Source organism: Immundisolibacter cernigliae (assembly GCF_001697225.1).
Lineage (GTDB): Bacteria > Pseudomonadota > Gammaproteobacteria > Immundisolibacterales > Immundisolibacteraceae > Immundisolibacter > Immundisolibacter cernigliae.
Genome location: NZ_CP014671.1, coordinates 2,457,399 through 2,470,126, shown reverse-complemented (window position 1 = coordinate 2,470,126; position 12,728 = coordinate 2,457,399). Strand labels below are relative to the sequence as shown.

23 protein-coding genes and 1 tRNA gene are annotated in these 12,728 nt (G+C 65.6%); 2 read left to right on the top strand and 22 right to left on the bottom strand.

Annotated elements, in window-relative coordinates; all coding sequences use genetic code 11:
- Nucleotides 1-52: 52 nt before the first annotated feature.
- From PG2T_RS11820 to PG2T_RS11810, 3 genes are read right to left on the bottom strand one after another with little or no spacing between them, the layout of a single operon-like run.
- Nucleotides 53-493: a PGPGW domain-containing protein gene (locus PG2T_RS11820; RefSeq protein WP_083214902.1), complete on the bottom strand. Its 441-nt coding sequence runs from the start codon at nt 491-493 to the stop codon at nt 53-55.
- Entirely contained in the window at nt 490-1,152 is a 663-nt protein-coding gene (gene murU, locus PG2T_RS11815) for an N-acetylmuramate alpha-1-phosphate uridylyltransferase MurU (RefSeq protein ID WP_068805705.1), read from the bottom strand. The genes PG2T_RS11820 and murU overlap by 4 nt, the downstream gene beginning before the upstream one ends.
- Entirely contained in the window at nt 1,149-2,180 is a 1,032-nt protein-coding gene (locus tag PG2T_RS11810; RefSeq protein WP_083214901.1) for an aminoglycoside phosphotransferase family protein, read from the bottom strand. Before PG2T_RS11810 ends, murU begins: the two co-directional genes overlap by 4 nt.
- Nucleotides 2,181-2,273: 93 nt before the next feature.
- Here PG2T_RS11810 and PG2T_RS11805 point away from each other — a divergent pair.
- Nucleotides 2,274-2,349: transfer RNA gene (locus PG2T_RS11805), tRNA-Thr, on the top strand.
- 333 nt (nt 2,350-2,682) lie between these two features.
- The gene (gene ada, locus PG2T_RS11800; RefSeq protein ID WP_068805699.1) at nt 2,683-3,786 is read left to right on the top strand and encodes a bifunctional DNA-binding transcriptional regulator/O6-methylguanine-DNA methyltransferase Ada; all 1,104 of its coding nucleotides are present in this window, start codon (nt 2,683-2,685) and stop codon (nt 3,784-3,786) included.
- Nucleotides 3,787-3,964: 178 nt separating this feature from the next.
- Here the strand turns inward: ada and rplQ are convergent, their stop codons facing one another.
- The 19 genes from rplQ to rplP form a co-directional block, all read right to left on the bottom strand.
- Nucleotides 3,965-4,351, bottom strand: a complete 387-nt coding sequence (gene rplQ / locus PG2T_RS11795) for a 50S ribosomal protein L17 (RefSeq protein WP_068805697.1) — start codon at nt 4,349-4,351, stop codon at nt 3,965-3,967.
- A gap of 33 nt (nt 4,352-4,384) precedes the next feature.
- Nucleotides 4,385-5,386 (bottom strand): DNA-directed RNA polymerase subunit alpha, encoded by a 1,002-nt coding sequence (locus PG2T_RS11790; RefSeq protein WP_068805694.1) that lies wholly within the window; start codon nt 5,384-5,386, stop codon nt 4,385-4,387.
- A gap of 87 nt (nt 5,387-5,473) precedes the next feature.
- Nucleotides 5,474-5,866, bottom strand: a complete 393-nt coding sequence (rpsK, locus tag PG2T_RS11785; protein ID WP_068805691.1) for a 30S ribosomal protein S11 — start codon at nt 5,864-5,866, stop codon at nt 5,474-5,476.
- 19 nt (nt 5,867-5,885) lie between these two features.
- Nucleotides 5,886-6,242, bottom strand: coding sequence for a 30S ribosomal protein S13 (gene rpsM / locus PG2T_RS11780; protein WP_068805685.1), 357 nt, complete (start codon nt 6,240-6,242; stop codon nt 5,886-5,888).
- A gap of 41 nt (nt 6,243-6,283) precedes the next feature.
- Nucleotides 6,284-6,397 (bottom strand): 50S ribosomal protein L36, encoded by a 114-nt coding sequence (gene rpmJ / locus PG2T_RS15585; protein WP_075968177.1) that lies wholly within the window; start codon nt 6,395-6,397, stop codon nt 6,284-6,286.
- 16 nt (nt 6,398-6,413) lie between these two features.
- Nucleotides 6,414-7,775 carry a preprotein translocase subunit SecY gene (gene secY, locus PG2T_RS11775; protein ID WP_068805682.1) on the bottom strand — a complete coding sequence of 454 codons (1,362 nt, stop codon included), beginning with the start codon at nt 7,773-7,775 and terminating at the stop codon, nt 6,414-6,416.
- Nucleotides 7,775-8,212, bottom strand: a complete 438-nt coding sequence (gene rplO / locus PG2T_RS11770) for a 50S ribosomal protein L15 (protein WP_068805679.1) — start codon at nt 8,210-8,212, stop codon at nt 7,775-7,777. The genes secY and rplO overlap by 1 nt, the downstream gene beginning before the upstream one ends.
- The gene (gene rpmD, locus PG2T_RS11765) at nt 8,212-8,406 is read right to left on the bottom strand and encodes a 50S ribosomal protein L30 (protein WP_068805677.1); all 195 of its coding nucleotides are present in this window, start codon (nt 8,404-8,406) and stop codon (nt 8,212-8,214) included. Before rpmD ends, rplO begins: the two co-directional genes overlap by 1 nt.
- Nucleotides 8,403-8,906, bottom strand: coding sequence for a 30S ribosomal protein S5 (rpsE, locus tag PG2T_RS11760; RefSeq protein ID WP_068805674.1), 504 nt, complete (start codon nt 8,904-8,906; stop codon nt 8,403-8,405). Before rpsE ends, rpmD begins: the two co-directional genes overlap by 4 nt.
- 9 nt (nt 8,907-8,915) lie before the next feature.
- Nucleotides 8,916-9,269 carry a 50S ribosomal protein L18 gene (gene rplR / locus PG2T_RS11755; RefSeq protein ID WP_068805671.1) on the bottom strand — a complete coding sequence of 118 codons (354 nt, stop codon included), beginning with the start codon at nt 9,267-9,269 and terminating at the stop codon, nt 8,916-8,918.
- Between the two features lie 25 nt (nt 9,270-9,294).
- Nucleotides 9,295-9,831, bottom strand: coding sequence for a 50S ribosomal protein L6 (gene rplF, locus PG2T_RS11750; RefSeq protein ID WP_068805667.1), 537 nt, complete (start codon nt 9,829-9,831; stop codon nt 9,295-9,297).
- Nucleotides 9,832-9,843: 12 nt separating this feature from the next.
- Entirely contained in the window at nt 9,844-10,239 is a 396-nt protein-coding gene (rpsH, locus tag PG2T_RS11745) for a 30S ribosomal protein S8 (RefSeq protein ID WP_068805663.1), read from the bottom strand.
- A 14-nt stretch (nt 10,240-10,253) separates the two neighbouring features.
- Entirely contained in the window at nt 10,254-10,559 is a 306-nt protein-coding gene (rpsN, locus tag PG2T_RS11740; protein WP_068805659.1) for a 30S ribosomal protein S14, read from the bottom strand.
- A 10-nt stretch (nt 10,560-10,569) separates the two neighbouring features.
- Entirely contained in the window at nt 10,570-11,109 is a 540-nt protein-coding gene (gene rplE / locus PG2T_RS11735; RefSeq protein ID WP_068805657.1) for a 50S ribosomal protein L5, read from the bottom strand.
- A gap of 15 nt (nt 11,110-11,124) precedes the next feature.
- A complete protein-coding gene (rplX, locus tag PG2T_RS11730) occupies nt 11,125-11,439 on the bottom strand; it encodes a 50S ribosomal protein L24 (protein ID WP_068805654.1) in 315 nt (104 codons plus the stop codon).
- 10 nt (nt 11,440-11,449) lie between these two features.
- Nucleotides 11,450-11,818 carry a 50S ribosomal protein L14 gene (rplN, locus tag PG2T_RS11725; protein ID WP_068805651.1) on the bottom strand — a complete coding sequence of 123 codons (369 nt, stop codon included), beginning with the start codon at nt 11,816-11,818 and terminating at the stop codon, nt 11,450-11,452.
- Between the two features lie 25 nt (nt 11,819-11,843).
- Entirely contained in the window at nt 11,844-12,107 is a 264-nt protein-coding gene (gene rpsQ, locus PG2T_RS11720; protein WP_068805648.1) for a 30S ribosomal protein S17, read from the bottom strand.
- Nucleotides 12,104-12,304: a 50S ribosomal protein L29 gene (gene rpmC / locus PG2T_RS11715; RefSeq protein ID WP_068805645.1), complete on the bottom strand. Its 201-nt coding sequence runs from the start codon at nt 12,302-12,304 to the stop codon at nt 12,104-12,106. Before rpmC ends, rpsQ begins: the two co-directional genes overlap by 4 nt.
- Complete coding sequence (gene rplP / locus PG2T_RS11710; RefSeq protein WP_068805642.1) at nt 12,301-12,717, bottom strand: 50S ribosomal protein L16; 417 nt, start codon at nt 12,715-12,717, stop codon at nt 12,301-12,303. The genes rpmC and rplP overlap by 4 nt, the downstream gene beginning before the upstream one ends.
- Nucleotides 12,718-12,728 lie beyond the last annotated feature (11 nt).

The following is a 12,728-nucleotide window of genomic DNA, read 5'->3' as shown; positions in this document are numbered from 1 at the left end:
CTCGCGCCGGTCAACGGCAAGCTTACGAGAAAAGCGCAGCAAAGGTCGCGCGTCAGGGCAGGTGCAGCGGCGGTTGGCCGGCGCGCTCGCGCATCATGCTGATGGCAGCGCGCACCTTCGGGCGCGATACCAGCCAACGCTCCAGGCGGTATTTGCCCGGCAGGTTCAGCAACGCGAATGCCGCCAGCACCGTGACTACCCCGGGGCCGGGCAGCACCATCATGGCCAGCCCAGCCACCAGCAGCACGGCGCCCAGCAGGTTCTTGAAGATCAGCAGGGCGTAGCGCATGAGCCAGTGACCGCTGTGCGCCCGCGGCGGGCGGCGCTCACGGTAGAAGTAATCCTGCGGCAGGCGGGCTACCAACAGTGGCAACAGCGCCGCCGTGGCCAGCAGCGTCAACAGCGACACTGGCGTCGCCCATGCCAGCCAGCGCGGATCGACACCAAACAGCCCGAGCAGCCGGGTGACCAGGCTCTGGATGGCGTCGATCATGAATGCGGCGTCCGGGCCTGCGCCAGCCGCGCCGGCGTGCCGACGTCCAGCCACGTACCGGCATAGCGTTCGCCACGCAGCTGCCCGGCGTCGGCCGCGGCGCGCAGCAGCGGAGTCAGACTGAATGCACCCTCGCCGGCGCCCTCCAGCAGGCGCGGATCAAGCACGCTCAGCCCGGCAAAGGTCAGCATCGGCTCACCCTGGTTGGCCAGCCGGCCATCGGAGCACAGGGCGAAGTCGCCGGCCGGGTTGTGGGCCGGGTTGTCTACCAGCACCAGGTGTGCCTGTCCGACAAGCGGGCGGCGCAACCGTGCAAACGGGTAATCACTGCGCACATCGGCATTGACAAGCAAAAACGGCGCCGTGCCCAGCAGCGGCAACGCGCGCTTGACGCCGCCTCCGGTGCCGAGTGGGCCATCCGGCTCGCGCGAGTAGGCGATCCGCGCGCCAAACCGGCTGCCATCACCCAGCGCCGCCTCGATCAGCTCGCCAAGGTACGCCACGTTCACGACCAGGTCGGCAAAGCCCGCTGTGACCAGCGACTCCACCAGGTGCACGATCAAAGGCTTGCCGTCCACGTCCAGCAGCGGCTTGGGCAGGTCGCGCGTCAGCTCGCCCATGCGCGTGCCAAGACCGGCGGCCAGAAGCATCGCCTTCACGCCCCAGCCCGCGCGTGCAGATCGACCAGCAGTCGCGCCACCGGCGCCAACGCGGGCGTGCGCGAGGCCGCGGCCTCGATATAGCCGACGAAGCGCGGCGCTTCGGTCAGGTAGCGCGGCTTGCCGTCGCGGTAGTTAAGGCGCGCGAAGATACCGAGCACCTTCAGGTGCCGCTGCGTGCCCATGAAATCGCAATCGGTTTGGAACCGCTCGAAGCTGGCCGGCACACCGACGTCGGCAGCGCGCGCCTGCTGCCAGTATTCGAACAGCCACTGCTCCTCCAGCCGGTATGGCCATGACAGGAAGGCATCGCGCAGCAGGCTGCTCACGTCGTAACTGACGGGGCCGTAGACGGCATCCTGAAAATCCAGCACGCCGGGGCCATCGGTGCCCGGCATCAGGTTGCGGGGCATGTAGTCGCGGTGCACGAATACCTGGCTTTGCGCCAAGGCGCGCTCGATCAGCAGCTCGCGCAGCGCCTGCCAGGTGGCGGTCTGCGCGGGCGTGAACTCCAGACCCAGATGCCGGGCCACGTACCAGTCCGGGAACAGGTCCAGTTCGCGGCCAAGCAAGACCGCATCGTAGGGCGGCAGCACGTCCGGTCGGCTGGACGCCTGCCAACGCACCAGGGCGCCGATCGCGTCCGCCATCAGCGCATTGGCGTTTCGTTCGCCGATGACTTCCAGGTACGTATGCCGGCCAAGGTCGCTCAGCAGCAGGAAGCCGCGCTCGACATCCGCTGCCAGAACCTGCGGCGCGTTCAGGCCCGCCGCGTGCAGCAGACCGGCCACGTGGACGAACGGCCGGCAGTCCTCCTGCGGCGGCGGCGCGTCCATGGCAATCAGCGTCCCGCCAGAATGAAACACGCGGAAATAGCGCCGAAAGCTGGCGTCCGCCGAGGCCGGCTCCAGCGTGAATCCGGCCAGTCTTTGGGCCAGCCAGGCACTGAGCGCGGCAAGACGGGGATCAGAGGCTGCAGAAACGGGCACGAACAGGCCAGGTGGCGAAGTGGTCAGCATTCTAGCCATTTGTCGCCTCCGGTGCCGGCGCAGGTTAGACGGTGCCGGAAGCGCCCGCCTATAATCGCGTCCCCGGACCACGCAGACCGGGCATGTACCCACGCCGGGGTAGCTCAGTCGGTAGAGCAACTGATTCGTAATCAGTAGGTCGGAGGTTCGATTCCTCTCCTCGGCACCATTCTTCGGCACCTTGCAGGCCGCGGATCGAACCATCCGGCGGCCGCTTGCGGTTCGCGCACCGGCATTCGAATCTCCGGGTTGTTCGCCCACGGTGTCGGCCCGCCTCGGTCCTTCAGGTCAGATATCCTCCGGCCGCTTGCGGTCACCGGCGCGCCATTTGCAGGCCACCCCACGGTTCAGCGCCCGGATATCCCGCGCGCTCCCCTGGCAACTGGAGTCGGCGTCGAAGGCGCAATCGCCGAGCATCGATTCAAAAGCAACATTCGGAGTGCCCGGTTTTCAGGCAACGGCTACCGTCCTAGTGCCCGCCCTGAAACCACAGTAATCCACCATGAACAGGGCCATCGCCACGGCAGACCGCGCCGCCGCCATCCGGAGCGATCCGCGCTGGCCTGCGGTCATCGCTCGCGATCCAGCCGCCGATGGCAGCTTTTTCTACTCGGTCAAAACCACCGGTGTTTTCTGCCGGCCCTCCTGCGCCGCTCGGTTGGCGCGACCCGAGAATGTGCAGTTCCACCTCACGGCGACGGACGCGCTGCGCGCGGGTTTTCGCCCCTGCAAGCGCTGCAAGCCGGACCAGGCGCCCTTGGCGGTGCGGCACGCGGCCCTGGTGACCGAGCTGTGCCGCTTCATTGAGCAAGCGGAACAGGCGCCAAGCCTGCACCAGCTGGCGAAACATGCCGGGCTCAGCAACTACCATCTGCATCGCATTTTCAAGGCCGTCACCGGCGTGACGCCGAGGGTTTACGCGGCGGCGCATCGACCTGGCCGCGTGCGCGGCGCGCTGAACCGCAGCAGCACGGTCACCGAGGCCATCTACGGCGCCGGCTACAACTCCAGCGGGCGCTTCTACGAGCAATCGAACCGGCTCCTGGGGATGACGCCCACCGACTACCGCGGCGGCGGCGCGAATACGCAAATACGTTTCGCCATCGGCCAGTGCGCGCTGGGGGCGATTCTGGTGGCAGCCAGTGCGCGCGGCGTGTGCGCCATTTTCATGGGCGACGATCCGGATGCGCTGGCGCGCGACCTGCAGGACTGTTTCCCGCGCGCCTCATTGGTCGGCGGCGATGCGGATTTCGAGCAACTCGTGGCCCGGGTGGTGGGCTTCGTGGAGGCGCCGCGCCTGGGCCTCGACCTGCCGCTGGACATCCGCGGCACGGCGTTTCAGCAGCGCGTCTGGCAGGCATTGCTGGCAATCCCGCCCGGCAGTTCGATCACTTATACCGACCTTGCTCAACGCATCGGCGCGCCACGGGCGGTCCGGGCAGTGGCCGGGGCCTGCGCCGCCAACGTGCTGGCAGTGGCGATTCCCTGCCACCGCCTCGTGCGCATCGATGGCGGCCTGGCCGGCTATCGCTGGGGCGTGGCACGCAAGCGCGCGCTGCTCGACCAGGAGGCGCGGCAATCCGAGTTACCCGACAATCGGCGATGACGAATGCCGGGCCACGACATGGACAATCGTCGGGGTCAGTTCTCCCCCTGGCGCACCTTGGTGGCAGCGCATCTGTGGCCGGTACCGGACGAATTTCTGCCTGCCCCCAACTCGCGCGGGCAATAAGTAAAAAAGCCGGGACAGGCCCGGCTTTTTTACTGCAACCTTCGCCCCGCGCTCAGTCGGCCGCGGCATTCGCCTCGCCGGCCGGTCGGTCGACCAGTTCAACGTACGCCATGGGCGCCGCATCACCGGGACGGAAGCCACACTTGAGAATCCGCAGATAACCGCCCGGACGTGCCGCGTAGCGCGGGCCAAGCTCGCCGAACAGTTTGCTGACAGCCTCCTTGTCACGCAGGCGGGCGAACACCAGGCGGCGATTGGCCACCGAGTCGACCTTGGCGCGCGTGATCAGGGGCTCGATCACCCGCCGCAGCTCCTTGGCCTTGGGCAAGGTGGTACGGATCAATTCTTCCTGCACCAGGGCAGCGGTCATGTTCTTGAACATCGCCACCCGGTGGCTGCTGTTACGGCCCAGCTTTCGGCCGATCTTTCTGTGTCGCATGTCTGTAAAACCTCGTCGCGTTCAACGCCGGCGTCAGGAAATCATCTCGGTCGGCCGCGGCAGATTGGCCGGCGGCCAATCCTCCAGGCGCATCCCCAGCGACAGGCCGTGGCGGGCCAGGATTTCCTTGATTTCGTTCAGTGATTTCTTGCCAAGATTCGGCGTGCGCAGCAAGTCCGCCTCGGTACGCTGGATCAGGTCGCCGATGAAATGGATGTTCTCGGCCTTGAGGCAATTCGCGGAGCGCACGGTCAGTTCGAGTTCTTCCACCGGCTGCACCAGAATCGGGTCGATGTCGCCCACCATCTCTCGGCCCTGGCCGGGCGCGGAGCCGCCACGCAACTCGACAAACACGGCGAACTGCTCGTACAGAATCGAGGCCGCGCGCCGGATGGCTTCTTCCGGATCAATGGTGCCGTTCGACTCGATGTCGATGATCAGCTTGTCCAGGTCCGTGCGCTGCTCGACACGCGCCGCCTCGACGCTGTAGCTGACCTGGCGCACCGGGCTGTACAGGGCGTCCAGACGCAGCGTGCCGATGGACGGGACTTCCTCGCCCTCGTCGGCAACCGCTGCCGGCTGATAGCCACGCCCGACCCGCACAGTGAGCGTCATGTCGAGCTTGCCGGCCGCCATCAAGGTGGCCAGATACACGTCCTTGTTGACCACCTCGACGTCGTGGCTGACCTCGATGTCGGCCGCCGTGACCACGCCGGGGCCCTTCTTAGTCAGGCGGACCGTAGCCTCATCCCGACCACTCAGTCGCACGGCGACGCCCTTGAGATTCAGCAACAGCTCGATGACGTCTTCCTGCATGCCCTCCAGGGTAGTGAACTCGTGCAGGGCGCCTTCGATCTGCACCTCGGTGATGGCCGCGCCGGGCAGCGAGGACAGCATGACCCGCCGCAGGGCATTGCCCAGCGTGTGGCCGAAGCCGCGCTCCAGCGGTTCCAGGGTGACCTTGGAATGCACCGGCGAGAGGCGCTCGACCTTGACCAGCTTGGGCTTCAGAAACTCGTACACGGATGACTGCATGGTGGACACGCTCGCTGCGTTGGCTATTGCCGATGACGGACTGGCGACTGGCTGACCGCGCTTCGCACGGCCGCCGCGGTCTGCTACTCAGACGCGACGCTTCTTGGGCGGCCGACAGCCGTTGTGCGGGATCGGCGTCACGTCGGTGATGCTCAGGATCTTGAACCCGCCGTTGTTCAGGGACCGCACCGCCGAATCGCGACCCGGCCCGGGACCGTTGACCACCACGTCCAGCGTCTTGACGCCGAATTCCTGCGCCTTGGTGCCGGCCTTGTCGGCGGCCACCTGGGCCGCGAACGGCGTGCTCTTGCGCGAACCCTTGAAGCCACAGGAGCCGGCCGTGGCCCACGACAGGGCGTTGCCCTGGCGGTCGGTGATGGTGATGATGGTGTTGTTGAACGAGGCGTGCACGTGCGCCACGCCTTCCGAAACGTTCTTCTTGACGCGCTTGCGCGTCTTGCTGGTGTTGGGCTTGGCCATGAGGCGATCCTGTTAGCGATTACTTGCGAATGGGCTTGCGCGGACCCTTGCGGGTGCGGGCGTTGGTACGGGTGCGCTGACCGCGCACCGGCAGACCCCGGCGGTGACGTAGCCCGCGATACGTGCCCAGGTCCATCAGGCGCTTGATGTTGATCTGAAGCTCACGCCGCAGGTCGCCCTCGACCGTCAGCTTGCCGACTTCGCGGCGCAGCGCCTCGACTTCCGCCTCGTTCAGATCCCGGATACGCCGTGCCGGCTCGATCTGCGCCGCGGCGCAAATCTCCAGCGCACGGGTCGCGCCCACGCCATAAATCGACGTCAGGGCAACGCGTGCGTGCTTGTTGTCGGGAATGTTGATACCAGCAATACGAGCCATTTACCGAACTCCAGAATTCCTTTGCGGCCGACGCGGCCGACTCAACCCTGCCGCTGCTTGTGCCGGGCTTCGACACAAATGACGCGTACAACGCCCTTGCGCCGAATGATCTTGCAATTGCGGCAAAGCTTCTTGACCGATGCGCGAACTTTCACTGTCGTGACTCCAAAACTAACGGGCGCCGAACAAACCGCCGGTGCCGCGACCCTTCAGGTTGGCCTTCTTCATAAGGCCCTCGTACTGATGGCTCATGACGTGGGTCTGCACCTGCGCCATGAAATCCATGATCGTAATGACCACGATCAGCAGTGACGTCCCACCGAAATAGAACGGTACATTCCAGTAAACGATCATGAACTCCGGCAGCAGGCACACCAGCGCGATGTACGCCGCGCCCGCAACCGTCAGGCGCGTCACCACGCCATCGATGTAGCGGGCCGTCTGCTCACCGGGCCGCACGCCGGGCAAAAATGCGCCGGAACGCTTCAGGTTGTCCGCCGTGTCCTTCGGATTGAAGACCACGGCGGTATAGAAAAAGCAAAAGAACACGATACCGGCGGCATACAGCAGCACGTACAGTGGCTGACCCGGCGACAGGGCTGTGGTCACATGCCGCAACCAGGACAGAGCGTTGTCGCCACTGCCGGCCCAGCTGGCCAGCGTCGACGGAAACAGCAGAATGCTGGACGCAAAAATCGCCGGAATCACGCCCGCCATGTTCAGTTTCAGCGGCAGGTGGCTGGTCTGCGCCGCGTACATGCGCTGCCCCTGCTGACGCTGCGCGTAATTGACCGTTATGCGTCGCTGGCCGCGCTCGACGAACACCACGAACGCCGTCACGCCCAGAATCACCAGCAACAGCAACAGCACCACCGCACCGCCGATCTCGCCGGTGCTGACCAGCTCGAGCGTGCCACCGAAGGCGCCCGGCAATCCGGCCACGATACCGGCGAAAATCAGCAGCGAGATGCCGTTGCCGATACCCCGTTCCGTTACCTGCTCGCCCAGCCACAGCAGAAACATGCTGCCCGCCACCAGGGTCGATATGGCGATCAACCGAAAACCGAAGCCCGGATCGATGACCACCGACATCCCGCCCGCGGTCTGGCTCTCCAGCGCAATCGCTATGCCGAGCGCCTGGAACGTTGCCAATACCACCGTTCCATAACGCGTGTACTGCGTCAGCTTGCGGCGCCCTGCGGCGCCCTCCTTCTTCAACTCTTCGAGCTTCGGCAGCACACTGCTGAGCAGCTGCACGATGATCGACGCCGAAATGTAGGGCATCACGCCGAGCGCGAAAATCGATAGCCGCTCCAGCGCGCCGCCCGAGAACATGTTGAACATGTCCAGCACCGTTCCGCGCTGGGCCTCGAACATGGCGGCCAGCGCCTGCGGGTTGATGCCCGGCACCGGCACGTGCGCCCCCAGGCGAAACACCAGCAGCGCGCCGATGACGAACAGCATCCGCCGCCGCAGCTCGGCGAACTTGCCGAGCCCGCCGAGCATGGCCGGATTGGCGGCGCGCGTAGCCATCAGGCTTCTTCTATGCTCCCGCCGGCCTGCTCGATGACGGCCCGGGCACCGGCGGTAGCTGCCACGCCCTTGAGGCGCACCGGCCCGGCCAGCTCACCGGACACGATGACCTTGGCCCGCTTGGCGCCCTTGGGCACGATGCCGGCCACCTTGAGCGCGTCCAGGTCGATGACCTCGGCCTTGACCAGATGCAGCTCGGACAACCGCACCTCGGCGCTGTCGCCCAGGGTGCGCGAATTGAAACCGCGCTTTGGCAGGCGACGCTGCAGCGGCATCTGGCCGCCTTCGAAGCCGACCTTGTGATAGCCGCCGGCACGCGCGTGCTGGCCCTTGTGACCGCGACCGGCGGTCTTGCCAAGCCCGGAGCCGATACCGCGCCCCACACGCCGACGCGCCGTGCGCGAACCTTCGGCTGCTTTGAGGGTGTCAAGACGCATCAGACTTCCTCCACCTTGAGCAGGTAGCTGACCTTGCGAATCATGCCGCGCACGGCCGGGGTGTCTTCCAGCTCGCGCTGGCTGCCGATCCGGCGCAGGCCAAGGCCGGTAACACAGGCATCGTGCACCCGGCCACGGCCGGAGCGGCTGCGCACCAGGGTGACGCGCACTTTCTTGGTTGTGTTGCTGTTCATGCCCGCAGGTCTTCCACGTTGAGGCCGCGGCGCATGGCGATGGCGTCTGGCGATTCCATGCCGACCAAACCGGCGATGGTGGCCATCACGACGTTCACTGGGTTGCTGCTGCCGATGCACTTGGCCAGCACGTCGCGCACGCCCAGCGCCTCGAACACGGCGCGCATGGCGCCGCCGGCGATGATGCCCGTGCCCTCGGAAGCCGGCTGCATGTACACCTTGGCCGCGCCGTGACGGGCGGTGATCGGGTAATACAGGGTGCCGCCATTGAGTGGCACCCGCACCATGTCCCGCCGCGCGGCGTCCATGGCTTTCTGGATGGCGACCGGCACTTCGCGGGCCTTGCCCTGCCCGAAGCCGACCCGCCCATCCCCGTCGCCGACCACGGTCAGCGCAGCAAAGCCGAATTGGCGCCCGCCCTTGACCACCTTGGCCACGCGGCGGACGTTGATCAGCTTCTGGATGTCGTTGGTTTCGTATGTTTGTTCAGCTCGGGCCATGACCAGCTCCTAGAATTGCAGACCGGCTTCGCGGGCGGCATCCGCCAGAGCCTTCACGCGGCCGTGATACATGAACCCGCTGCGGTCGAACGCAACCTTTAGCACGCCCGCCTGCTGGGCACGCTCGGCCACCACCCGGCCGATCAGGCGCGCCGCCTCGACGTTGCCGGTGTGACCAAGCTGCTCGGCCAGCGCCTTCTCGAGCGTGCTCGCCGCCGCCAGCACACGACCGCCGCTGGCGTCGATAACCTGCGCGTAGGTGTGCTGCGGCGTGCGGTGAATGCACAGCCGCGTCACGCCCAGCTTCCGAATCTGCGCCCGTGTGGCGCGTCCGCGCCGCAGACGCTTGACCTTCTTTTCCATTGCCCGATTTACCTGCTGTTACCGACTACTTTTTCTTCTTGGTCTCTTTACGGACCACGACTTCGTCGGAGTATCGAATTCCCTTGCCCTTGTACGGCTCCGGCGGACGCACGGCGCGAATATTGGCCGCCAGCTGGCCGACGCGCTGACGATCGGCGCCGCGCACCACGACCTGCGTCTGGGTCGGCGTTTCCACCTGCAAACCTTCCGGCACCGCCATCTCAACCGGGTGCGAGTAGCCCACGGCGATGCTCAGCACTGGCCCCTTCATCTGCACGCGATAGCCGACGCCGACCAGGTCCAGCGTGCGCGCAAAACCTTCACTGCAGCCCTTGACCATGTTGCTGATCAGGGCCCGCGCAGTGCCGGCCTGCGCCCAGGCCGCGGTCGTTTCCTCACGCACGCCGATGCGCAGCGTGCCGGCGTCGTTTGAAACTTCGACATCGCGGTGCAAGGCCTGCGAGAGGCTGCCCTTGGCGCCCTTCACCTGCACATGATCGGCGGACACCACCACCTCGACGCCCTTGGGCAGGGGGATGGGATTTTTGGCAACTCTAGACATGGGAGCTTTCCGTCAGGAAACCAGGCACAACACTTCGCCGCCGACACCTGCGCGACGCGCCGCCCGGTCGGACATCACGCCCTGCGGCGTGGACACAATGGCAACACCGAAGCCGCCGAGCACGCGCGGCAGTTCGTCCTTGCCGCGGTACATGCGCAGCCCGGGTCGGCTGGCCCGTCGCAGGCTGCGGATGGCCGGCTTGCCTTCGGCGTACTTGAGGCTCACGGTCAGAACCAGCCTGCCGTCGCTCTCGGCAACCGAAAAGCCGCTGATGAAACCCTCGCTCTTGAGCACTTCGGCCACGGCGATCTTCATTTTCGAAGACGGCATGACGACTTCCGCGTAACGCCGCGCCAGTGCATTACGCACCCGCGTGAGCATGTCGGCGATCGGATCCATGATGGTCATATGCTTTTTCCGCCTTACCAGCTGGCCTTGACCATGCCCGGCACATCGCCGCGCATGGATGCTTCGCGCAGCTTGTTGCGCCCGAGGCCGAATTTCTTGTACACGCCATGCGCCCGGCCAGTGGCCTGGCAGCGGCTGACCAGCCGCACCGGACTGGCGTCACGCGGCAACTTTTGCAGCGCCAGCTGCGCGGCGTAACGCTGCTCGTCGGACAGGTTCACGTTCACCGCCGCGGCCTTCAGCTCGGCGCGGCGCGCAGCGTACTTGCGCACCAGCGCGGCGCGCTTTTCGTTGCGATTGATTACGGATGTCTTGGCCACAGCTGTGTCCTCAGCCCCGGAAGGGAAAGTTGAATGCGGTCAGCAGCGCCCGACCGTGCTCGTCATTGATCGCCGTGGTGCTGATCGACACATCCATGCCGCGAATCTTGTCGACCTTGTCGAAATCGATCTCAGGAAAAATGATCTGTTCGGTCAGGCCCATGTTGTAGTTCCCACGGCCGTCGAAGCCACGCGGCGACAGGCCGCGAAAATCGCGGATGCGCGGCGCCGCCACGGTGATGAAGCGATCCAGGAACTCGTACATGCGCGCCCGGCGCAGGGTCACCTTGCAGCCGATTGGCCAGCCCTCGCGAATCTTGAAGCTCGCCACCGCCTTGCGTGCCTTGGTGACCTGCGGCTTCTGGCCGCTGATCAGGGTCATGTCGGCGACGGCGGCGTCGAGCGCCTTCTTGTCGGCCGCGGCCTCGCCGACACCCATGTTCAGCGTGACCTTCAGAAGCTTGGGCACCGCCATCACGTTGGCGATACCCAGTTCCTCTCGCAGTCGTGCCACGACCACGTCCTTGTAATATTGTTCCAGCCTTGTCATGTGCACCGGCCGACCTTAGTCGACCACCTCGCCGTTGGATTTGGTAAAGCGCACCTTGCGCCCGTCTTCGAGCACCCGAAAGCCGATTCGGTCGGCGCGCTGGGTGGCCTTGTTGAAATAGGCGACATTGGACACCTGCAGCGGCATTTCCTTGTCCAGGATGCCGCCCTGCTGCCCGCTCATCGGGTTCGGCTTGACGTGCTTCTTGACCACGTTCACGCCTTCGACGACCACCTTGTCGGCCGCCACCATGCGCACCACCTGGCCGCGCTTGCCCTTGTCCCGCCCGGTGATGACGATGACCTCGTCGCCTCGCTTGATCTTGCGCATGCGTGATCCCTCAGAGCACTTCCGGTGCCAGCGACACCAGACGCATGAACTGCTCGGTACGCAACTCGCGCGTCACCGGCCCGAAGATGCGCGTACCGATCGGCGCACCCTGATTGTTGAGCAACACCACGGCGTTGCTGTCGAAGCGGATCTTGGAACCGTCCGCGCGCCGCACACCATGCACGGTGCGCACCACCACGGCGCGGTAGACCTCGCCCTTCTTGACCTTGCCGCGCGGAATGGCGTCCTTGATGCTCACGCGGATCACGTCACCGACGCCGGCATAACGCCGCTTGGACCCACCCAGCACCTTGATGCACATCACGCGCCGCGCGCCACTGTTGTCGGCCACATCGAGGTGGCTTTGCATCTGAATCATGACCGTCTCCGCTTGGCTGGCGCGCTCAACCGCCGACCCGCTCGATGACCTCGACCAGACGCCAGGTCTTGGTCTTGGACAGCGGCCGGCATTCCTCGATCCGCACCAGATCACCGATGCGGCACTCGTTGCCGGCATCGTGGGCGTGGAACTTGGTCGAACGACGCAGGTATTTCTTGTAGATCGGGTGTTGCTCGCGGGTTTCCACCAGCACGCTGATGGACTTCTCCATCTTGTCGCTCACCACCCGGCCGACCACCGTGCGGCCACTTACTGTTTCTTCCGTCATGCGCTTGCCTGCGAAGCCTGTTCTTTCAGAAGGGTCTTGATTTGCGCCACTTCGCGCCGCAAGGCACGGAAACGTGACGGCTGCGCCAGCTGACCGGTCGCACGCTGTACCCGCAGATTCAGGTGCTCGCGGTGCAGCTCGATCAGCTTCTTGTTCAGTTCGGCGGCCGACTTGCCGCGCAGTTCAGCGAGCTTCATGCCGTCAGCCCCCGCTTCACGAAGGTGGTGCGTACCGACAGCTTGGCGGCGGCCAACGCCATCGCCTCGCGGGCGACGGCTTCGTCGACACCTTCCATTTCGTACAGCACCTTGCCGGGCTGGATCTCGGCGACCCAGTACTCGACCGCGCCCTTGCCCTTGCCCATGCGGACTTCGAGCGGCTTTTTGGAGATCGGCTTGTCGGGGAAGATGCGGATCCAGATCTTCCCGCCGCGACGCACGTGCCGGCTGATGGCCCGCCGCGCAGCCTCGATCTGCCGGGCGGTAATCCGCCCACGGCTGACCGCCTTGAGGCCGAACTCGCCGAAGCTGACGGCGTTGCCGACCAGGGCCAGACCCCGGTTACGACCCTTGAACTGTTTGCGGAATTTCGTCCGCTTAGGCTGCAACATGGTGCTTTCCT